The following is a 20,407-nucleotide window of genomic DNA, read 5'->3' on the forward strand; positions in this document are numbered from 1 at the left end:
AGGCGAAATCGGGCGTATCCGCGCGATCGAAGCTAGACTCCGCGGATGCTCCGACTTCGCTCCATCGCTGCATTCAGCCTCGTGGTCTCGGCTCTTTACGCTTGCGGCTCGTCGACCGACGACGGCGCAAACGGCGGCAACGGCGGCGGCGGCAACGGCAGCCTCGACGGCGCGTTCATCAACACGAGCGGCGACGGCGGCAACGGCACCGGCGACGGCGCTGGCGGCGGCGGCAACTGCTCGGCGCCCGTCGACATGTTCGTGATGTTCGATCGCTCGGGGAGCATGGACGAGCCGGCGCAGGACGGGCAGGGCGACTGCAACATCGGGCAGAACGTCAACTCCAAGTGGTGCAAGGCCATCAACGCGCTCTCCGGCTACTTCAACTCGGCCGGCGCGAAGGGGCAGGCGGCGGCGCTCCAGTTTTTCCCTCTCAAGAGCCACGACAAGGACCTCTGCGGGACCGGCGATAGCTACAACGTCGCCGCGCTTCCGCCGTCCGGCTTTGTGGAGCTCTCCAGCAACACGTTCGATGGACTCTTGAACTCGGAGTCCCCTGGCGGCGGCGGCGGCGGAGGTGGTACGCCCACCGAGGCCGCGATTCGAGGCATCACGCGGTTCACGGCGACGCCGGCCAATCGTAGGCCCGGGCGCGTGACCATCGGCGTCCTCATCACCGACGGCGACCCGAACGGCTGCAACGAGGGCCTCAACTTCCTCTCCGGTCTCTTGCAGACGCACTACGCGGCGACGCAGATCCGCACCTACGTCATCGGCATGGCCGGTGCCGACTTCAAGAACCTCGAGGCCATCGCGCAGGGCGGCAACGCGCCTCCCCACCCGGCGACCGTCGGCGCGCTCACCAACGCGTGTGGCAACGTCCCCGCGCCGTGTCGCCACTGGAACGTCGGCAACGGCGACCCGGCGGCGTTCATCGCCGCCATGGCCGCCATCCAGGCGTCAGCCGACGGTTGCGCGCCTGGCGGCGGCACCGTGAACCCGATCCCGAAGTAAGCCTCCTCGGGGTCGCGCCTGGCGGCTGAGCTGCGACGTCGCGTGCCCGCAAGCCCCCTCGCGCGCTTTCGCGCGCGTGGCGTTCGGTGTAGACCGCCCGCATGACGGCGGCCCCGGCGACCGACTCAAACGAAACGAAGCTCACGTTCCTCGAGACCGTGCGGACCTTTCCGCGCTCCTTCTGGATGTGCTGCACCATGGAGATGTGGGAGCGCCTGGCGTATTACGGCGTGCGCGTCGTCATCCCGATCTACATCGCGCAGGCCGACGAGCCGGGCGGGCTCCACTTTAGCCAGACCGACAAGGCCACCATCTTGGCGTGGTGGGCGCTCATGCAGTCGCTCGTACCGATGGTGAGCGGCGGCCTCTCCGATCGCTACGGCTACAAGGGGACGATCTTCTTGGCCGTGTGCTTCAAGGTCGCCGGCTACCTCGGCATGGCGACGCAGCGCACGTTCACCGGCTTCTTCATCGGGTGCCTGCTCTTGGCCTTTGGCACGGCCATCTTCAAGCCGGGCATTCAGGGCACCCTGGCGCAATCGACCTCGAAGAAAAATTCGAGCGTGGGCTGGGGTCTCTTCTACTGGCTCGTCAACGTGGGCGCCGCCATCGGGCCGCCGTTCGCCGGCTACCTCCACGGCAAGGGATGGCCTTGGGTCTTCTACGGCTGCGCGATCATCGCGTCGCTCAACTTCTTGATGCTCTTCACCTACCGCGAGGTCGACTCCGGCGGGGACAAGTCGAAGGCCCTCGGGCACGTCATCTGGAGCACCGTCAAGAACCTCATCGAGTGGCGGCTCATCACGATCATCCTGCTCTTTAGCGGCTTCTGGATGATGCTCTACCAGCTCTGGGACTTGATGCCGAACTTCTACGCCGACTGGATCGACTCGGCCAGCTTCGTCAAAGCGAACACGTGGATTCCCGAGTCGTGGACCATGAAGGATGCCCGCGGCGTCCAGTTGAAGCAGGAGAATGCGCTCAACCTGAACGCCGTCCTCGTGGTCCTCTTCGTGGTGCCCATCTCGGCGTTGGTGTCGCGGATGCGGGTGCTCACCGCCATCTCCATCGGCATCGCCATCGCGACGGCCGGCACCATCGTCTACGGCGCCTCGCCGAAGATCTACGTGCTCTTCCTCGGCATCGGACTCTTCTCGCTCGGTGAGATGCTCACGGGCCCGAAGAAGACCGAGTACTTCTCGCTTATCGCGCCAGCGGGGAAGAAGGCGCTCTACCTCGGCTACGTCAACATCCCCGTGGCCATCGGCCAGGCGCTCGGCGCCAAGATCGCTGGCGCGCTCTACGGCGACCGCGGCGAGAAGGCGACGCTGGCCCTCCGCTACCTCGCGGAGAAGACCGAGCTCGGGCGCTCGAAGGGAGCGTGGGACGGAAATATCGCGCGGCTCCCGGACTTCCTCGGCATCAAGCGCCCGGCCGCCGTCGAGACGCTCATTCGCGAGACGGGCCTCGACGCGAGCGCCATCAACCAGCTCTTGTGGGACACCTACAAGCCGTTCCAGGTTTGGTACCCCTTCGCGGCCATCGGCGTCGCGTCGCTCATCGGCCTCATCCTGTTCTCGCAGGCCAGCAAGCGCTGGAAAGACCTCGACGTCTGACGGAACGAGTTGCGCGCTCTCATTCTTCGTCCCCTTCTGACCACTCTCAGGAACGCACCCCACCCATGCCTCTTGAACGCTCCTTCGCCACAGCGCTCTCCCTCGTCTTCGTGTTGGCCTGCGGTGCGCCGCCGGAAGGCGCCGACGCCCCGATCTTTCCGCGACCGCTAGCGGCCGCCGACGCTGGCCCCACGCCAGCGCCCGCCCAAAGGGCCGCGAGCGCCGCCGACGCTGGCGCGACCTACGCGGGCCACGGCGCCGGCTCGGTCAGCCCCGAGCTGTTGAAGCGCTTCGCGCCGCCGCCGCTCCCCGGTGAGCTGAGTCGCAAGGTCCAGAGCATGCTCGACGTGCGAGGGCCCGGCGCGGGGATCCTTTGCCGGGCGCCGGCGCGCTGGTGTTCTCGTGGGCCGTCACCGGGACCCAGCAGATCTATCGCCTCGACGGTCCCAATCGCTTTCCCGTGCAGCTCACCGGCGGCGAAGACGCCACGGCCATCGTCAACGTCACGCCCGACGGCAAGACGCTCGTCGTCGCGCGCGACACCAAGGGCGAGGAGTACCCGGGCCTGTACCTTCAGAGCAAAGACGGCGGCCCGCTGCGAGTCGTCATGCACAAGCCAAAGGTGCAGGCGAGGGCTCACCGCATCAGCAAAGACGGGCGATATCTCTACTTTACCGCCAATGACAAGAAGCCCGACGCGTACGTCGTCTATCGATGGGACTTCAAGGAGAGCCGCGTCGAGACGGTTTTCGAACAAGACGGGCTGTGGTCGGTCTTCGACACGTCGGGCTCGAAGCTCCTGCTCGCCAAGGCCACCGGCTCGCTCTCGCGGGAGATCCACGAGCTCGACCTCGACAAGAAGACCCTCGTGCCGCTGCTCGGCGCCTCTGAAAAGGAGGAGTACGAGGTCACCTACGGCAAGTCCGAGGGCGAGCTCTTCGTCCTGACCAACAAGCTCGGCGAATACCGGCGGCTCTACCGCGCCAAACGTGCGGGCGGCGCCGGCGACAAGGTGGAGCCCTTCGTGGCGCTCTCGCCGGAGCTGAAGGCCGACGTCACGGGCTTCGTCGTGGACGACGCCCGCACCGTGCTCCTCTACAACGTCAACGAAGGCGGCTCGACGCGCCTCCGTGTCCTCGACCTCGCCTCCGGCAAGGAGCGGCCGACGCCGGCGGTGCCCGATGCCGATCACGTGCGCATTGCGTCGGTGGCGCGGGACGGTCGTCACGCGACGCTCCTCGTGCGGACGAGCGGCGCGCCGGCGATTCCCTTGGTGCTTGATCTCAAGGCCAACAAGGTGACGCCGTGGGCGCTGCCGAGCGCGCCGGAGCTCGACACGGCGAGCTTCGTCAAGGCGACGCTCGAGCACTACGTGGCGAAGGACGGCACGAAGATCCCGATGTTCGTGCGGCGCCCGAAGTCCTGCGCGTCCGAGCCGTGTCCCGTGGTGGTGCACTTTCACGGGGGGCCCGAGGCGCAGTCGCTCTCCGGGTTCAGCGCGTGGGCGCAGCTCTTCGTCGACGCGGGCTTCGTCTGGATTGACCCGAACGTTCGCGGCAGCGACGGCTACGGCAAGGCTTACCTTCGCGCCGACGACGGCGCGAAGCGCCTCGACGTCATCGGAGACATCGAGGACGCGGCCAAACACGTCCGGGCGGCCTTCGCCAAAAACGGCAAGGAGCCGAAGGTCGGCGTGATCGGGGGCAGCTACGGCGGCTACGCGACGCTCATGGCCATGACGCGCTTCGCTGGCAGCTACGACGCGGGTGTGTCGATCGTCGGCATCGCGAACCTCGTGACCTTCCTGAACAACACGGCGCCCTACCGGCGCGCGCTGCGCATCAGCGAGTACGGCGATCCGGAGAAGGACAAGGAGGCGCTCGTGAAGCTGTCGCCGACGACCCACGTGGGCAACGTCAAGGCGCCGCTCCTCTTGATTCAAGGCGCGAACGATCCGCGCGTGCCCGCCGGCGAGGCCATCCAGATGGTCGACGCGCTCGCGGCGCGCGGCGTCACCACAGGCCTCATCCTCTTCGCCGACGAGGGCCACGGCTCGCAGAAGCGCGAGAACCGCGTGCTCGAGCTGGGGCACGCGCTTCGCTTCATGCGTGAACACCTGATGAAGTAGCCGCGAGCTCGCTTCGAGCGGCGCTTGGGGGGAGCTTCAGATCTCGAAATCCGGCGCCGATGGCGTCGCCTTCGGTGCTTCACCGAGGACGCGGAGCTTCGGCGCGTCGACGGCGACGCGTTGGCCCGGCGGCACGCTCTTGGTGAGAAACACCGAGCCGCCGACGACGCTGCCCTTGCCGACGACGGTGGACCCGCCGAGCACTGTGGCGTTGGCGTAGATGGTGACGTCGTCCTCGACGGTGGGGTGGCGCTTTTGCCCGCGGATGACGCGCCCCGAGACCTCGTCGCGCGGAAGGCTGAGCGCTCCGAGCGTGACGCCTTGGTAGAGGCGAACGCCGTTACCGATGACCGTCGTTTCGCCGATGACGACGCCCGTGGCGTGGTCGATGAAGAACCGTTCGCCGATGGTGGCGCCGGGGTGAATGTCGGCGCCGGTCCGCGTATGGGCCCACTCGCTCATGATGCGCGGCATGAGAGGGACCTCGAGGCGGTAGAGCTCGTGGGCCACGCGATAGACCGAGATCGCCAAGAACCCCGGGTACGCCAGCACGACCTCGTCGAGCGAGCGCGCCGCCGGATCGCCGTCGAAGGCGGCCTGCGCGTCCAAGACCAGCTTCTTGCGGACCTCTGGCAGAGACCGCAAGAGCGCCTCCGAGATGCGCTCGGCGCTCGCGCGGGCGGCTGCGCGGTCGATGCTTGTCGTGGCCTCGTCGACGGACGCGTCGGCTGATGCGGGCGCCGACGTGAGGCAGAGGCAGCGGTGCACCTGCTGCACGAGCGCGTCGTGGGCGCGCACGAGATCGGTCACCACGTGCTCCTCGAGCGTCGCCGTGCGGAGGTCGGCGTCGCCGAAATAGCCCGGGTAGAGGACCGCGAGGAGCGTCTCGAGGATGGTCGTGATCTCTTCTCTCGACGGGATGAAGCCGCGGCCGATGTGTTGGCAGCGCCCGTCTCGATACCCTTCGGCGAGCGCGTGAGCGATTCCCTCGAAGGCCGTCATCAAGTGGCCTGCATGTTGATGACCTCGTCGAACATCCCCTCGAAGAGAGGCCCCGAGAGGTAGCGCTCGCCGGAATCGGGGAGGACGACGACGATGACCTTGCCGGACCATTTCGGATCGTCGGCGAGGCGGAGCGCCGCCGTCGCCGCGGCACCGCAGGAGACGCCACAAAGAATCCCTTCTTCACGGGCGAGGCGCCGCGCCATGGCGATGGCTTCGTCGTTGGTCACCTGCTCCACCTGATCGACGAGGGACAAATCGAGGTTCTTCGGGACGAAGCCGGCGCCGATGCCCTGAATCTTGTGGGGCGCCGGCGCGAGCGGCTCGCCGGCGCGGGTCTGCGTGATGACGGGCGAGTGGGCGGGCTCGACGGCGACCGAATGGAGCGCCTTGCCGCGCTTCTTTTCGAAGTAGCGGCTCACGCCGGTGATTGTGCCGCCGGTGCCGACGCCGGCCACGAACACGTCGACGTCGCCGCCCGTGTCGTCCCAGATCTCGACGCCGGTCGTCTTCTCGTGAATGTCCGGGTTCGCGGGGTTTTCGAACTGGCGCACGGCGACGAACTTCCCCGGCTCGCTCTTGGCGAGGTCTTCGGCCTTCGCGATGGCGCCCTTCATGCCGAGCGCCGCGGGCGTGAGGATGAGCTTTGCCCCGAGCGCGACCAAGACCTTGCGGCGCTCCATGCTCATCGTCTCGGGCATGGTGAGCACGCACTCGATGCCGCGCGACGCTGCGGCGAACGCCAGCGCGATGCCGGTGTTGCCGCTGGTCGCCTCGACGATGGCTTTGCCCGGTCCGAGGAGGCCCTTCTCTTCGGCGTCCCAGATCATGGCGGCGCCGATGCGGCACTTGACCGAGTAGGCGGGGTTTCGCCCCTCGATCTTCGCGAGCACCGTGGCGCCGGCGCCCTTGGCGATGCGGCCCAGTCGAACGAGCGGCGTTCGGCCGATACTCTGGCTGTTGTCTTCGAAGACGTTGGGAAAGCGGTTCGGCATGGTGCCCGCTAGAGTATCCTCAATTTCCCTCGTGCCCATTCCGGAAGCTCTCCTCAAGGTTCGCTCGGCGCTCTCTACGGTCATCGAAGGCAAAGGCGAGGTCCTCGATCTCGTCCTGGTCGCCGTCCTGGCGCGCGGCCACGTGCTCCTCGAGGACGTCCCGGGCGTGGGGAAGACGACGCTTGCCAAGGCCATCGCGAGGGTGTTCGCCGTCGACTTCGCGCGCGTTCAATTTACGCCCGATCTCTTGCCCAGCGACATCTTGGGCACGCAGGTGCTGCGGCCCGCCGACGGCACCTTCGAGCTTCGTCGCGGGCCGATCTTCACGAGCGTCCTGCTCGCGGACGAGATCAACCGCGCTTCGCCGCGAACGCAGTCGGCGCTCCTCGAGGCGATGAACGAGGCCCAGGCGACCATCGATGGCGTCTCGCACCCGTTGCCCTCGCCATTTTTCGTGGTGGCCACCCAGAACCCCGCGGACTTCTCCGGGACCTATCCGCTGCCGGAAGCCCAGCTCGATCGGTTCCTGCTCCGAACGACCATCGGCTACCCCTCGGCGGAGGCTGAGCTCCGCATTCTCTTCGCGCGCGCCACGGCCGATCCGCTCTCGCGCCTCGAGCCGATGATGGCGAGAGACGAGCTTCTGGCGCTCCAGCGCCAAGTGCAAGGCGTCATCGTCAAGGAGGACGTCGCCAAGTACGTGCTTCGCATCATCGAGGCGACGCGCACCAGCGCCGAGATCGAGATCGGCGGCAGCCCGCGCGCGTCGCTGGCCCTGTTTCGCGCGTGCCAGGCGCGAGCGCTCCTCGAGGGGCGCGACTACGTGAGCCCCGCCGACGTCCAAGCGCTCGCGGCGTCCGTCTTGGCGCATCGCCTTCGCCTCACGCCGTCGGCGCGCCTCGGCGGCCGCAGCGACGCGAGCGTCATCGGTGAGCTCGTCGGCCGCGTCGCCGTCCCCGTGTGAGGTCATCGTGGCGCTGACGCCCTTCGCAAGGCAAAACCACGTGCTCGTCCCCGACTCGAGCGCCGAGCGCGATCGCTATCGGCACACGCGCGCGGGCCGAGTCCTCGGCGTCGTCGCCTCTGTCCTCCGTCGCTTCAGCCAAGAAGGGTCGCTCTTGCTCCTCTTGGCGGCGCCGGCGGCGTTGGCGGCGCTCGACGTGCGTCGTTCCCAGAGTCACGTCGCGTGGGGCGCGCTCGTCGGGCTCCTCGCGGCGTCGTTTGTGGTCTCGTTCGCCTATCGGTTGCGCGGCGTGCGAGCCAGCGTGTCGGTGCCGCGACGCGTGGCCATGGGCGCGGCGACGCACCTGACGGTGGTGCTCGACAACGAGGGCGACGCGTCGCCGACGTCGTTACGGGTTCGCGGGCCGTTTTTGCCATGGGACGGCCAGTGGCAACAGCGCGCGACGGGCCTCGCTGTCTTGCGCCGAGGCGCGCGCGCGCGCGCGACGCTCATCGCTACGTTTCACCGACGCGGCGAGCACCACCTCGACCCGGTCCGGGTGCAAGCGCTCGTCCCCCTCGGCTTGGCCTTGGGACCGCCGCTCTTCACGGAGGCGCCGCGCTTTCTCGTGGTGCCGAAGGTGGCGAACGTCACGAGCCTCACCTTGCCGCGGGCTCGGCGCCATCACCCCGGGGGCGTGCCGCGCGTGAGCCACCTCGCCGACTCGCGGGAGCTGGCCGGCGTGCGCCCCTACCGACCCGGGGATCCGGTTCGCGACTTGCACACAAAGACGTGGGCCCGCACGGGCGTGCCTCACGTGCGCGAATACCAGGAAGAGTTCTTCACGCACGTGGCCGTCGTCGTCGACGCCGCGACGACGGAGCGAAAGCGAAAGCGCTACGCCGAGGACGCGCCGCTCGAGGCGGCGCTCTCGCTGGCGGCCGGCGTCGTGGAGCGCCTCCTTCGAGGTGAGACGCTCATCGATCTGTTCGTCGTTGGAGAACGAGTCGCCGGCTCGCAGGCGCACGCGCCCGGCGCCGCCACGACGGTTGAAGCGCCGCGCGCCACGCCGCTCGGTCGAGGTCGGGGCACGCTCGAGGTGGCGCTCGATCGGCTGGCGGCCGTCGAGCGAGAGGCTCCGCTCGACGTCGAGGTCTCGGTCGAGCCGCTCTTGGCGGAGCGCGATCGCTTCGCCGCCATCGTCCTCGTCTGCTCCGAGTGGGACGCGCGTCGCGAGGCGCTCGTGAAGAAGCTGGAGACCGCGGGGTTGGCGTCGCTCGTCTTGGTCACGCTGCCCGAGGGCGAACGCGCCGCGGGCACCGTGAGGACCGTTGCGGCAGAGGCGGTTCTCCTCGGAGCGGCGGTGCCCCTGTGAGTCGCGCAGACGAGCTTGGGCCGCGGTTCGTTCGCGCGATTCCGCTCCTGGTAGCGACGCTCGCGCTGGCCATGGCGTCGCCGGTGCCGCTGGCCGCGCCGCTCCTTGGTCTCGCGCTCCTCTTGGCGGTCGTGCTCGGGCCCCGACTGCCGCTCGACCGACCGACGCAGCGGCTCGCGTCGCTGGTGCTTGTGGTGCTCGTCATTGCCGCCGTGCGCGCGTTGGGCCTCGCCGCGCGCAGCGATACCCATTTGGGGGCGTTCGCCTTTGGCCTCGCGGTCGCACCGCTGGCCATCGCGGCGTTTCGCGTCATCGTCGCCGACGTCGAGTGGGGGCACGCGCCCAACGCGCTCTTGGCCTTCGTCAGCGTGATGGCCTGCGGTGGCGCTCGGGTAGGAAAGCCTTACGGCGTCATCGTCGCCGCGGCGCTGGCGAGCGTCGTGGCGTCGCTCCGCGTGGGGGACTTGCATCGCGCGAAGGGGCGCGAGGTGCCGCGCACGGCGGCGCCCGTCGCGGCGATCATCGTGGGCCTCGCGTGCGCGCTCGCGGTGTCGCTCGCTCTCGTGCTTCGGCCTATCGCCAATTTCGTCGAGAAGCGCATCGAACGCGCCTTCCTCGACTCGATGGCCGCGCGCGCGACGTTCTCCGACACGATGCGCCTGCAGCGCGAGATGACGGCGAAGGAGACGCGGCTGCTCCGCTCGAGCCGCATCGTGCTCCGCTTGCGCGGGCCCAGGGTCGAGCGGCTCCGCGGCGTCGTCTTCGATCGCTACGAGGGGTCGCGCTGGGTGCGCCAAGCGGCGGGGGCGCCCAAGGCCCTCGCGGTTCGGCGGCTCCTCGAGGGCGCCGACGTGCTCTTCGTGAAGGAGGTCGGTGAGGCGACCGATCGCCTGTTCTTGCCCCTGTCGATGAGCGAGCTGGCCGTCGCGAGCGGAACGCCGAGCGCCGACGCTCACGGCGTCGTGCGCATCAACCGGGAGAGCTCCGACGCAAGCTATTGGGTGCGCACCGACGGGACGAGCGCGCGAAAGATCGCCGAGCTTGCGCCTTTCGGCCCCGAGGACCGCGAACTGTCGGCCGAGCTGGCCCCGCCGCTCAACGCGCTCGCGAGCCAGTGGGCACAGGCCGCCGGCGCGAAGGCGCCCCACGAGGCGCTCCTCGCTATCGAGCAGCGCCTCCAACAGGACTTCGACTACTCACTGGAGAGCGCGCGCAAGACGCACCTCGATCCGGTGCTCGACTTCTTGTTCATGCACCGGGTTGGCCACTGCGAATATTTCGCGAGCGCCATGGCGCTCATGGCTCGGTCCATCGGCGTGCCGGCGCGCGTCGTCGCCGGTTATCGCGTCTCGGAGCACAACCCGTACCTCGGGCACTACGTCGTGCGTGATCGCAACGCCCACTCTTGGGTCGAGGCGTGGCTCCCGGGGCGCGGCTGGGTGACCTTCGACCCCACGCCCGTGAGCGGCACGTTCCAGCGCGAGCAAGAGCAAGAGGGCGCGACCGCCGTGGCGGAGATGTTCTCCGCCGGAGCGGGCCTCGTGGAAGACTGGCTCGCCGAGCGCACCATCGCGCAGCTCTCCGTCTCGGCGGTCCTCGGACTCCTAGTCTTCGCGCTGGTTCGCGCCCTCGGACGGAAGGCCCCGCCGCCGGTCGAGGGGCCGTCGCCGGCGCTCGCGTTCTCCGCCCCCATGCCGGCCTTCGCGACGTTCCTCGAAGACTTGGCGGCGGCCGGTCTCGTCAAGGGTGATACGGAGCCGCTCGAGGCCTTCGCAGCGCGGCTGCCCGAGGAGCTCGGCGCGCTCTTGCTCCGCTACGTCGACGTTCGCTACGGCGAGAAGGCCGACGCGGCGCTGCCGGAGGCGCTCGCGGCGGCGCGCCCACGGCGCTGAGTCCCTCGCGACCCTCGTTCGGGGCCCACGTTCGCGGAAGAATCGCGGCCCGTCGCGAGGCGTCGAAACATGGACGCGTTGCCCATCGAGGCGGTACCAGTGAGCCATGAACCGTTCGCTCCTGGTGGTCGATGATTTTGCGAAAGAAGCGCGAGCGCTCCGCTCGGTCTTCGACGAGCGCTACAAGGACCCCCGCTCGGCGCGCGGCGATCGGTTCGTTTGGGACTACTGGCACGTGCCGGACCAATACACGCTGCTGAGAACGCCCGCGTGGGAGTACTTCCCGAAGAAGCTCTACGAGTCGTTTCACCGCAACCTGGTCCAGTGGGGGAGGCGCACGCTCGGGTGCCACGACGTCTCGCCGCCTTGGCTCAGCCTCTACGTGGAAGGGTGCCGGCAGGAGCTTCATGGGGACTTGCCGCACGGCCCCTTTGCCTTCGTCTTCTCGCTGACGCCCTGGCAGAAGCGCGCCTTCAAGGGCGGCGAGACGCTGATGCTCAACGAGGGACTCCTCGACTACTGGGACGACTTCGCGTCCACGCGCTCCGTCGAGTCGCCCGATCTGATCACGCTGGTGCCGCCGCGCTTCAATCGCCTCGTCGCCTTCGACCCCCGCATCCCGCACGGCGTCCGCCGCGTCGAGGGCACCCACGACCCGCGCGAAGGGCGCTTGGTCATTCACGGTTGGTTCGTACAGCCGAGGCCGTTCATTGAGGGACCGCTTCCCGTGGAGGAGCTCGCCGACCGCATCGCTGAGCTCCCGGCGGCCATCTCCGAGATCGCAGAGGAACTCCCCATCGCCGGCGCGTTGTGTCTCGGCTTCACGGTCACCGCCGCCGGGAAGGTGACCACGCTCAGCATTTTGTCCGACACGACGCGCGTGCCGTCGCCCTACGAGAAGATGCGCGACCAGCTCATCCTCGCCGTCGCGCGGACCGTCGCGTCGTTCCGCTTTTCGAAGCGGAAGGGCCGCTCGAAGGTGACCTTGCCCATCGTCTTCGAGCGATGACGCTGGCGACCTAAGCGAGCGAGGAGAGTTTGCCCCAGACCTCGTCGTTTAGCTCGGTGAGGCTCGAGAGCACGACGTCGGCGACGGCGAAGCGCGCGTCGGCCTTGGCCGGGACGGCGACGCAGCGCATCGACGCGGCCTTCGCGGCGATGACGCCGCGAAGCGAGTCTTCGATGGCGATGCAACGTGCGGGGGCGACGCCGAGGCGCGCCGCAGCGCTCAGGTACACCGCCGGATGCGGCTTGCCGAAGGGCTCGTCTTCCGCCGAGTGCACGGCTTCGAACGCGCCTTCGAGGCCCAGTCGCATGAGGACGACGTCGATGAGCGAGCGCGGCGAAGACGAGGCGAGGCCGACCTTCAGGCCCCGGGCCCCTGCGCGGTCAACGGCGGCCTTGGCGCCCGGCAACGCCTTGCCCTCGCGCGCGATCAACTCTCGCATGCGCGCGAGCGTGGCCTGGCCGACGGCGTGACGGTCCACGTCCTGGCGCTCACCGACGACGAGGTTCACGACGTCGTCGATGCGGAGGCCGAGCGTCGCTTCGCTCTGTTCGGGTGTGAGGACGATGCCGAAGGCCGCGAAGGTCTCGACCTCGGCGACGCGCCACAGCGGCTCTGAGTCGACGAGCACGCCGTCCATGTCGAAGATGACGGCCGAGGCCCGAGGTGCCATGCTCCGGCAAGATACACATGGAATCACGCCTCGTGGAGCTCGAGCTCCGGTACATGGAAATGAAGCGGACCGTGGAGCACCTCTCGGAGATGGTGCACTCGCACGAACGGTCGATCTTGCAGCTCACGGCTCAGCTCGCCTCGGCCACCAAGAGGCTCCGCGACCTCGGTGAGCAGACGGGGACACCCATCGGCGACGAGCCGCCGCCGCACTATTAACAGCGCTCCGTGAGCGCGCTGTATCCGTCGCGCGACAGCCGCGACGACACCGACCGCGGCTCGCGCTGCAAGCTCGGTTTGACGGGCCGATGAGGCGCGAGTACGCCGGCCTCTCGGGAAGGACGCGATGGCCAAGTACACGCCGTTTCACCCACGCACGGGCCCGCTCATGGCCGAGAGCCAAGCGTGGCGCCGTTGGGCCGGGAATTTCGTCGCGAGCGCCTACGACGTGAGCCACGACCGCGAATACGCGGCGCTGCGCAACGCCGCCGGGCTCATCGACGTGTCGCCGCTCTGGAAGTACCGCATCGAGGGACCCGACGCGGCGCGCCTCTTGGACCGCGTGGTGACGCGCGACGTAAGAAAGTGCCAGGTCGGGCAGGTGCTCTACACGCCCTGGTGCGACAGCGCCGGAAAGGTCATCGACGACGGCACCGTCTCGCGCCTCGGCGAGAGCACCTTCCGTATGACGGCCGCTGACCCGTCGCTTCGTTGGCTAACGCTCAACGCCGTCGGCATGAACGTCACGATCGACGACGTTTCACTGGAGACGGCGGCCCTCGCGCTCCAAGGGCCGAGGGCGCGCGACATCCTCGGCGAGGCCACCAGCGGTGCCGTCACGGACCTCAAGTACTTTCGCGTCGTCGACGCCACCCTCGGCGGCGTGCGCGTCCAGGTCTCGCGCACCGGGTACACCGGCGACCTCGGCTACGAGCTGTGGATCCCCGAAGGCGGCGCCGTCGCCGTCTGGGACGCGCTCACCGACGCCGGCGCCAACTACGGCCTCACGCCGGCTGGCATCTGGGCCCTCGATGTCGCGCGCATCGAGGCGGGCCTCATCATGCTCGACGTCGACTACGTGTCGTCGCACCGTGCCATCTCGCCTTCGCAGCTCTCGTCGCCCTTTGAGTTGTCACTCGGCTGGGCCGTATCGGCCGGCAAAGGCGAGTTCGTCGGGCAACGCGCGCTCGAAGCGGAGCGCGCGAAGGGCTCGCCGTGGCAGCTCGTTGGCATCGACGTCGACTGGGTGTCGCTCGAGGCGCTCTACCTCGAAGCGGGCGTGCCGCCGCGGCTTCCGAGCGTGGCGTTCCGCTCGAGCGTGCCGCTTTACGGCCCCGAGGGCCGCCAGGTTGGTTACGCGAGCAGCGGCTGCTGGTCGCCGCTGCTCAAGAAGTTCATCGCCCTCGCGCACGTCGAGGCGGCCTTCGCCAAGGCCGGCACCTCGCTCATGATCGAAGTCACCGTTGAGCATCAGCGCAAGAAGGCGAAGGCTGTCGTGGCCGCGCTTCCGTTTTTCAATCCCGAGCGGAAGAGGAGCTGAACATGGCGAAGAGTTACGACGTCGTCGTCATCGGCGGGGGTCACAACGGCCTCGTGGCCGCCAGCTACCTCGCCAAGGCCGGGCGCTCCGTTCTCGTGCTCGAACAACGCGAGCGAGTTGGGGGCGCCGCCGTGACGGAGGAGATCTTTCCCGGCTTCAAGTTCACCGTCTTCTCGTACGTCGTGAGCCTTCTCAGACCGGAGATCATTCGCGACCTCGACCTGCCGCGTCACGGCCTGCACATCCTGCCGCTCGAGAGCACGGTGACGCCTCTCCCCAACGGCGACTACCTCGCCGGCTGGGCCGACGCCGACGCCACCAAGCGCGAGATCTATCGCCACTCGAAGCGCGACGCGGAGGCGGTCGATGAGTTTGGCCACCTCATGCACCACATGGCCATGGCCGTTCGGCCAATCCTCGGGATGCTGCCGCCCGATCCGACGTCGCTCCGCCCCACCGAGCTTCGCTCGATGGCTCGCTTTGGGGGCCATTTTCAGGGCCTCAGCCAGGAGAACTTTCATGCGCTCTACAAGCTCATGACGATGAGCGCGGCCGACTTCCTGGACGAGTGGTTCGAGTGCGAGCCGCTCAAGGCCACCAAGTCGGCGAGCGGCATCATCGGCACGTTCTTGGGGCCGCGGTCGCCGGGGACGGCGTACGTGCTTCTCCACCACTACATGGGTGAGATCGACGGCGCCTTCCGCGCCTGGGGTTTTGCCAAAGGCGGGACCGGTGCCATCAGCGAGGCCATCGCCGGCGCGGCGCGGGCTTTCGGCGCCGAGATCCGCACCGAAGCGAAGGTTCACAAGGTCCTCGTCAAGGGAGGCCGGGCGACCGGCGTGGTGCTCGAGGGCGGCGAAGAGATCGTCGCGAAGAGCGTCGTCTCGGGCCTCGACCCGTCGCAGACGTTTCTTCGTCTCGTCGACGCGAAAGAGCTGCCCGACGACCTCGTTTCGACGATTCGGCGCTTCCGTTACCGGGGCTCGTCGGGGAAGGTCAACCTCGCGCTCTCGGAGCTGCCGCGCTTCACGTGCCTGCCCAACGACGCTCGCCTTCATCGCGGCGCCGTCTCCATCAGCCCGAGCGTGGACTACCTCGAGCGCGCCTACGACGACGCCAAGTACGGGCAGTTCTCCAAGAAGCCGTACATGGACGTGATTTTTCCGTCGGTCCTCGACCCAGGCATGGCGCCGCCCGGCAAACACGTCATGAGCGCCTTCGTTCAATATTGCCCTTACCACCTCGAGGGCGGCTGGAACGCCCAGCAGCGCGAGGCCTTCGGTGACGCCGTCATCGACACGCTCGCCGAATACGCGCCGAACTTGAAGAGCGCCATCCTGCACCGGCAGGTCATCACGCCGAAGGACATCGAAGACACCATCGGCCTGACCGAGGGCAACATCTTCCAGGGCGAGCTGGCGCTGAGTCAGCTCTTCTTCCTAAGGCCGCTGCCTGAGTGGGCGAAGTACCGGACACCGATCCGCGGCTATTACCAGTGCGGCGCGGGGACGCACCCTGGCGGCGGCATCATGGGCGCGTCGGGGCGCTTGGCGGCCGTCGAGATGCTCAAGGACGGGGTGTGATCATGACGCAGGCATCCGCTGGCCTTCCGGAGAAACAAGAGTACGACGCGGTGGTCCTCGGCTCGGGGCCCAGCGAGCTTACCTGCGCGCTCCTCTTGGCGCGGCGCGGGCGCTCGGTGCTCGTCGTGGAGCGAGGTCGCGCGCTAGGCGGACCGGCGGCCCTTCGCGAGTTCGCGCCGGGTTTTCGAGCCGCGCTCGCGCCGGCGGAGGCGGGGCACGTCTCGCGTCGCCTCGTCACGAGCCTCGGGCTCGGGGAGCACGGGTTTTCTCCGGAAGCGCGCCATTGGCCGCTCGTTGGTGTGGGCGAGGGCTCGCCGCCGCTCGTGCTGTCGGGGGACCTCGCGGCGTCGCAGGGCAGCATCGCCGCGGTCTCCAAGCGAGACGCCGAGCAATGGGTCTCGTTCGCCACGCAGATGGAGCGCCTGGCCGCTTTCATGGAGGCGCTGGCCACGCGAGACGCCGTCGTCCTGACCAACGGCCAGGATGGCCTGGGCGCGCGTGACCTGCTCTCGCTCGCGGGGCACGGCCTGCGCCTCCGCAGCCTCGGCAAGGCCGACATGATCGAGATGCTCCGCGTCTTGCCCATGGCCGTCGCCGACGTGCTCGAAGATCGCTTCGAGTCGGAGCGCCTGAAGGCCATGTTGGCGGTGACGGCGCTCGCCAACCTGTTTCAGGGGCCTCGCTCCGGTGGAACCGGGGCCACGCTGCTCCACCACCACATGGGGCAGGCGAGGGGGGCCTTCGGAAATCGTCGCTTCCCCACGGGTGAGCGTGACCACCTCGTGGCGGCGCTCCTCGCCGCCTGCAAGAAGGCGGGCGTGGAGTCGGTCCTCGGGCGAAAGCCTAAGGTCGCGGTCGAGAGCGGTCGCGCCGTCGCCGTCGACCTTGGCGGGCATTCGGTGAAGGCGCGCGCCGTCATCTCGGGCGCCGATCCGAAGCGCGCGTTCCTCGAGGACCTGGACCCGTGGCACCTGGCGCCGGAGTTCGTGCGCGCCGTCACCCACGTGAAGCTTCGAGGCGTTCGCGCCGTCTTGCTCTTGGGGCTTGACGACGAGAGCGCCCTCGCGACGCTCGCACCGGAGTGCCGCAAGGGAACGATGGTCTCGGCCGCTTCGATCAACGAAGTGGAGCGCGCCTACGATCACGCCAAACACGGCGACTTCTCCAAGGCGCCTGTCCTCGAGGTCACGGTGCCCTCGTTGCACGACGCGTCGCTCGCTGCGAGCGGCAAACACGTGATGCATGTGGCGGCGCAATTCGCGCCGTTTTCTCTTCGTGCGCGTGAGGGGGGCTGGACCGATGAGACGAAGGGCGAGCTGAAGATCGCCATCTTGCGCCGGCTCGAAGCGATGTTTCCCGGCCTTGGCGCCGGCATCACGGCGTCGCGCCTCTACACGCCACCGGATCTCGAAGCCGAGCTGGGGCTCACCGAGGGGCACCTCTACGGTGGCGAGATGACCCTCGACCAGCTCTTCTTCATGCGACCCGTCGCGGGCGCCGCGCACCACGAGACGCCCATCGCCGGTTATTACCTTACGGGTGACGCGACACATCCGGGGGGCGGCGTGCCTTGTCGCGCCGGCCAGCTCGCGGCCGACCGCGTGCCGTGAATCGCCAACCGCTCCATTCCTTGTGCAAACTGCACTCTTACCGTGCGGCGCGCCGGAGGTCCGTGCATGTGGGCTCCGCGCGCCGGACGTCGGCTGATCCGCCTTTGGGGCGCACCGGCTCCATGGCCGCGCTGCGGAGGCTGCTTCCGCGACACGGGCGCCAGGGGTTCCTTGCCCGATCCGCTCTCGTTTCGCGGTAGCCTCGCCGGGCACGGGCATTGCGACCAGGCGAACCCGACAGGCCGCCGGGCCCGGTTGATGTAAGCGATTGTCGTCTATCCGAAAGGAAGGAAGCTCCACATGGTCATGTCCGTCCCCCGTTCGCTTCGCCTCGTTGCGCTCTCGAGTATCGTGCTCGCCGCGATCGCGACGGCGTGCAGTGACTCTTCATCCTCCGGCGACGTCACGCCGACGACCGACGGTGGCGGTGACGGGAGCAGCTCCGGCGACAGCTCGACCGGGTTCGACGGAGGTGGAGGTTCGGACTCGAGCTCAACGCAGGACACGGGGAGCCTTGTTGACTCGAACCCCGGCCCCCAGAGGGACGCGGGCGCGCCCATCACCATCGACGCCGGCGACGCTGGCAGCATTCCGTGCGTCGTGAACGGCACCGTCGAGGTGGAGCCCAACAACGCGGCCGGCACGGCCACGGAGATGGCGGCACCCACGGCCGGGTCGAGCTCCATCTGCGGCATCTTGGCCGGCGGGGGCGACGCCGCCGCCGACGTCGACTTCGTGAAGTTCAAGCTCCAAGCGGCGACGACGTCGTTCTACGTCGAGTGGGTCGGCAACGTCACCCCAGAGTTCAAGATCAACGGCACGCTCACGACGATCGGCGCGGCCGGCAGCTTCCAGAAGACCGACTTCTACTCCGTGGAGATGAAGCCCAACGCCGGCGCAGCGGCCAACAGCCCGTGGCGCCTCACGGTCTACGAGACCCAGTAGTCGTCCTCGGAACGGCCGACGGAGGGCCGCTCGGCGCGCGCCAGGTGTTCGCTCACCGGCGCGTGCCGGGTCGAATCACTCGTCGTCTTTCTCTCGGAGCTTGCGCACGATACGGCGGAAGTTGGAGCGATCGAGGCCCGCCTGGCGCGCGGCCTCGGCGAGGTTGCCAGCGGAGCGCTCCAGCGCCTTCTGCACGTACCGCGTCTCGAAGCGCTCGAGCCACGCGCGCTTCGCCTCCGAGAACGGCAGCTCGTAGAGGCCCAGCGGCGTGAACGAGCGCTGCATGAGCTGCTGGGGGATCGACACCTTGGGCGAGGCCATCGGCAGGTCGCCCTCTTCGACCATGCGGCCGCGGGCCATGACGAGCGCCCTCTCGAGGGCGTTCTCGAGCTCGCGGACGTTGCCCGGCCAACCGTGGCGACGAAGCGCTTCTGCGGCTCCAGGGCGAGCTTCTTCGCAGGGATGCCGACGCGTGACGCGAGGCGTTCGAGGAAGCGGTCGGCCAAGAGCAGAATGTCGTCACCCCGCTCGCGAAGCGGCGGGAGCTGAACGGCGAGCACGTTGAGCCGGTAGAAGAGATCGCTGCGGAAGCGCCCGTCGTCGATCTTCTTCGGGAGGTCGACGTTGGTGGCGGCGATGACGCGCACGTCGACCTTGGTGACGGCGTCGGCGCCGACGCTCTTGATCTCGCCTTGCTGAAGTGCGCGCAAGAGGTGAGCTTGGACCCCGATGGGTAGATCGCCCACCTCGTCGAGGAAGAGCGTGCCTCCGTCGGCGGACTTGAAGAGCCCGGCGCGCTCGGTGGCGGCGCCGGTGAAGGCGCCTTTCGAGTGTCCGAAGAGTTCGCTCTCGACGAGCTCGGCGGGGATCGCCGCGCAGTTGACGCAGATGAGTGGCCGCCCGCCTCGCTTCGAGCGCGCGTGGATGGCGCGGGCGACGAGCTCCTTGCCGGTGCCGCTCTCGCCGGTGATGAGGACCGTCGAGTCGGTGGCCGCCACGTTCTCGATGAAGTGGTAGACCTGCTGCATCGGCGGCGAATTGCCCACGAGCTCGCCGAACCGTGCCTGCGCAAAGAGCTGCTTCTCGAGGTCGCCGGCCCGCTCGTCGAGGCGGTGCTGTTTCGCTGCGTTCTTGAGGACGCGCGCGAGCGCTTCGAGCGAATCAATGGGCTTGCGGACAAACTCGAAGACGCCCTTCTCGCTGCGGGGAGCTGGTGCGGTGAGCGCGTCGTCGCCGGTCATGAGGACCACGGGAACGGCGGGCCGGAGATCGTCGAGGCGCCGCGCGACCTCGAAGCCGTCCATGCCGGGCATGTGCACGTCCACCATGGCGACGTCCGGCTGAAACTGCTCGACCTTCGCGAGCGCCGCCTCGCCACCGGGCGCCGACTCGACCACGAAGCCGGCGCGCGTAAGGACGCGCGACACGGCCGACACGATGAGCGCATCGTCGTCGACGATGAGCACGCGCGGCGGCGTGGCCTCTTGGGGCTTCTTAGGAGGGAAGGCGGAGAGCGACGAAGGAGTCACGGTGACATCTTCGCCTGGTTTTCCGTCGGCTCGCAAGGCACGCTCATGCGATCTCCGCGAACGGGTGCAGCCATGCGGATGGATGTGCGTGCCTGCGCCTTGACCGCGGCGACGTCAAATGTTTGACGCGGCAAGCGGCCCACAGGTTGCGTCATGCCGGCTTGGCCCGAAACGAGGCCCAGGCTTCCTCCAACGTGGCGACGAGCATCCTGGTTTCGATGGGCTTCGGGAGGCAGCGGAAGACGCCGGGGCCGTTGATGGCCCTAAGGAGCGCCTCCGTCTCGAGTCGTCCCGACATGAGAATCGCCCGCGTTCGAGGCGCGACGCGGGCCGCCGCCGCGAGGAACGTCGGTCCGTCCATGCCGGGCATGTGGATGTCGCTGACGACGGCGAAGTAGTCGTTCGGGCCGGCGCGGAGCAGCTCCAGCGCCTTCTCTCCGGAGGTCGCGGTTCGCACTGTGACGCGCCCGCGAAGGGCGCGCACCAAGGCGCTGAGCAAGAGAGCGTCGTCGTCTACCAGCAAGAGCGCGAGGTCGTTCATGGCGTGACCGCGATGG

Annotated in this window: 17 protein-coding genes; 12 read left to right on the forward strand and 5 right to left on the reverse strand. The window is 68.6% G+C overall.

Going from position 1 to position 20,407, the window contains the following annotated elements; all coding sequences use genetic code 11:
- Positions 1-45 precede the first annotated feature (45 nt).
- The 3 genes from IPG50_37430 (at position 46) to IPG50_37440 (ending at position 4,758) form a co-directional block, all read left to right on the forward strand.
- A complete protein-coding gene (locus IPG50_37430; protein MBK6697829.1) occupies positions 46-1,014 on the forward strand; it encodes a VWA domain-containing protein in 969 nt (322 codons plus the stop codon).
- Positions 1,015-1,115: 101 nt separating this feature from the next.
- Positions 1,116-2,630 carry an MFS transporter gene (locus IPG50_37435; protein MBK6697830.1) on the forward strand — a complete coding sequence of 505 codons (1,515 nt, stop codon included), beginning with the start codon at positions 1,116-1,118 and terminating at the stop codon, positions 2,628-2,630.
- A 373-nt stretch (positions 2,631-3,003) separates the two neighbouring features.
- Positions 3,004-4,758, forward strand: a complete 1,755-nt coding sequence (locus IPG50_37440; GenBank protein ID MBK6697831.1) for a S9 family peptidase — start codon at positions 3,004-3,006, stop codon at positions 4,756-4,758.
- A 36-nt stretch (positions 4,759-4,794) separates the two neighbouring features.
- On the opposite strand, the gene IPG50_37445 is transcribed toward IPG50_37440, so the two are convergent.
- Together IPG50_37445 and cysK are read right to left on the reverse strand one after the other, a co-directional pair.
- A complete protein-coding gene (locus tag IPG50_37445) occupies positions 4,795-5,760 on the reverse strand; it encodes a serine acetyltransferase (protein ID MBK6697832.1) in 966 nt (321 codons plus the stop codon).
- The gene (gene cysK, locus IPG50_37450) at positions 5,760-6,755 is read right to left on the reverse strand and encodes a cysteine synthase A (protein MBK6697833.1); all 996 of its coding nucleotides are present in this window, start codon (positions 6,753-6,755) and stop codon (positions 5,760-5,762) included. Before cysK ends, IPG50_37445 begins: the two co-directional genes overlap by 1 nt.
- On the opposite strand from cysK, the gene IPG50_37455 reads away from it, so the two are divergent.
- The 4 genes from IPG50_37455 to IPG50_37470 all read left to right on the forward strand — a co-directional run bounded on the left by IPG50_37455 (position 6,754) and on the right by IPG50_37470 (position 11,974).
- Positions 6,754-7,719 (forward strand): MoxR family ATPase, encoded by a 966-nt coding sequence (locus tag IPG50_37455; protein ID MBK6697834.1) that lies wholly within the window; start codon positions 6,754-6,756, stop codon positions 7,717-7,719. The two genes, cysK and IPG50_37455, sit on opposite strands and share 2 nt — an antisense overlap.
- Positions 7,685-9,073 (forward strand): DUF58 domain-containing protein, encoded by a 1,389-nt coding sequence (locus IPG50_37460; protein MBK6697835.1) that lies wholly within the window; start codon positions 7,685-7,687, stop codon positions 9,071-9,073. The genes IPG50_37455 and IPG50_37460 overlap by 35 nt, the downstream gene beginning before the upstream one ends.
- Complete coding sequence (locus tag IPG50_37465) at positions 9,070-10,965, forward strand: hypothetical protein (protein ID MBK6697836.1); 1,896 nt, start codon at positions 9,070-9,072, stop codon at positions 10,963-10,965. Before IPG50_37460 ends, IPG50_37465 begins: the two co-directional genes overlap by 4 nt.
- Before the next feature lie 106 nt (positions 10,966-11,071).
- Positions 11,072-11,974: a 2OG-Fe(II) oxygenase gene (locus IPG50_37470; GenBank protein ID MBK6697837.1), complete on the forward strand. Its 903-nt coding sequence runs from the start codon at positions 11,072-11,074 to the stop codon at positions 11,972-11,974.
- 10 nt (positions 11,975-11,984) lie between these two features.
- Here the strand turns inward: IPG50_37470 and hxpB are convergent, their stop codons facing one another.
- Positions 11,985-12,644: a hexitol phosphatase HxpB gene (gene hxpB / locus IPG50_37475; GenBank protein MBK6697838.1), complete on the reverse strand. Its 660-nt coding sequence runs from the start codon at positions 12,642-12,644 to the stop codon at positions 11,985-11,987.
- A 17-nt stretch (positions 12,645-12,661) separates the two neighbouring features.
- On the opposite strand from hxpB, the gene IPG50_37480 reads away from it, so the two are divergent.
- The 5 genes from IPG50_37480 to IPG50_37500 all read left to right on the forward strand — a co-directional run bounded on the left by IPG50_37480 (position 12,662) and on the right by IPG50_37500 (position 18,321).
- Positions 12,662-12,862, forward strand: a complete 201-nt coding sequence (locus IPG50_37480; GenBank protein MBK6697839.1) for a SlyX family protein — start codon at positions 12,662-12,664, stop codon at positions 12,860-12,862.
- Between the two features lie 127 nt (positions 12,863-12,989).
- On the forward strand, positions 12,990-14,183 hold the full coding sequence (locus tag IPG50_37485) for an aminomethyl transferase family protein (GenBank protein ID MBK6697840.1): 1,194 nt from the start codon (positions 12,990-12,992) through the stop codon (positions 14,181-14,183).
- 2 nt (positions 14,184-14,185) lie between these two features.
- Complete coding sequence (locus IPG50_37490; protein ID MBK6697841.1) at positions 14,186-15,766, forward strand: NAD(P)/FAD-dependent oxidoreductase; 1,581 nt, start codon at positions 14,186-14,188, stop codon at positions 15,764-15,766.
- A 2-nt stretch (positions 15,767-15,768) separates the two neighbouring features.
- The gene (locus IPG50_37495) at positions 15,769-17,376 is read left to right on the forward strand and encodes an NAD(P)/FAD-dependent oxidoreductase (protein MBK6697842.1); all 1,608 of its coding nucleotides are present in this window, start codon (positions 15,769-15,771) and stop codon (positions 17,374-17,376) included.
- A 306-nt stretch (positions 17,377-17,682) separates the two neighbouring features.
- Complete coding sequence (locus IPG50_37500; GenBank protein MBK6697843.1) at positions 17,683-18,321, forward strand: hypothetical protein; 639 nt, start codon at positions 17,683-17,685, stop codon at positions 18,319-18,321.
- Here the strand turns inward: IPG50_37500 and IPG50_37505 are convergent.
- Together IPG50_37505 and IPG50_37510 are read right to left on the reverse strand one after the other, a co-directional pair.
- On the reverse strand, positions 18,306-19,850 hold the full coding sequence (locus tag IPG50_37505; GenBank protein MBK6697844.1) for a sigma-54-dependent Fis family transcriptional regulator: 1,545 nt from the start codon (positions 19,848-19,850) through the stop codon (positions 18,306-18,308). The genes IPG50_37500 and IPG50_37505 overlap by 16 nt on opposite strands.
- A gap of 151 nt (positions 19,851-20,001) precedes the next feature.
- Positions 20,002-20,391 (reverse strand): response regulator, encoded by a 390-nt coding sequence (locus IPG50_37510; protein ID MBK6697845.1) that lies wholly within the window; start codon positions 20,389-20,391, stop codon positions 20,002-20,004.
- Positions 20,392-20,407 lie beyond the last annotated feature (16 nt).

The organism is Myxococcales bacterium, from assembly GCA_016703425.1.
In the GTDB taxonomy this organism is placed as follows: Bacteria; Myxococcota_A; Polyangia; order Polyangiales; family Polyangiaceae; genus JADJCA01.

Excerpts from the sequence above, each read along its gene's own strand:
- cysK (MBK6697833.1), bottom strand. The coding sequence starts at position 6,755 with ATGCCGAACCGCTTTCCCAACGTCTTCGAAGACAACAGCCAGAGTATC.
- IPG50_37435 (MBK6697830.1), top strand. The coding sequence starts at position 1,116 with ATGACGGCGGCCCCGGCGACCGACTCAAACGAAACGAAGCTCACGTTC.
- IPG50_37470 (MBK6697837.1), top strand. The coding sequence starts at position 11,072 with ATGAACCGTTCGCTCCTGGTGGTCGATGATTTTGCGAAAGAAGCGCGA.
- hxpB (MBK6697838.1), bottom strand. The coding sequence starts at position 12,644 with ATGGCACCTCGGGCCTCGGCCGTCATCTTCGACATGGACGGCGTGCTC.
- IPG50_37480 (MBK6697839.1), top strand. The coding sequence starts at position 12,662 with ATGGAATCACGCCTCGTGGAGCTCGAGCTCCGGTACATGGAAATGAAG.
- IPG50_37495 (MBK6697842.1), top strand. The coding sequence starts at position 15,769 with ATGACGCAGGCATCCGCTGGCCTTCCGGAGAAACAAGAGTACGACGCG.
- IPG50_37430 (MBK6697829.1), top strand. The coding sequence starts at position 46 with ATGCTCCGACTTCGCTCCATCGCTGCATTCAGCCTCGTGGTCTCGGCT.
- IPG50_37490 (MBK6697841.1), top strand. The coding sequence starts at position 14,186 with ATGGCGAAGAGTTACGACGTCGTCGTCATCGGCGGGGGTCACAACGGC.
- IPG50_37500 (MBK6697843.1), top strand. The coding sequence starts at position 17,683 with ATGTCCGTCCCCCGTTCGCTTCGCCTCGTTGCGCTCTCGAGTATCGTG.
- IPG50_37485 (MBK6697840.1), top strand. The coding sequence starts at position 12,990 with ATGGCCAAGTACACGCCGTTTCACCCACGCACGGGCCCGCTCATGGCC.
- IPG50_37455 (MBK6697834.1), top strand. The coding sequence starts at position 6,754 with ATGGTGCCCGCTAGAGTATCCTCAATTTCCCTCGTGCCCATTCCGGAA.
- IPG50_37445 (MBK6697832.1), bottom strand. The coding sequence starts at position 5,760 with ATGACGGCCTTCGAGGGAATCGCTCACGCGCTCGCCGAAGGGTATCGA.
- IPG50_37510 (MBK6697845.1), bottom strand. The coding sequence starts at position 20,391 with ATGAACGACCTCGCGCTCTTGCTGGTAGACGACGACGCTCTCTTGCTC.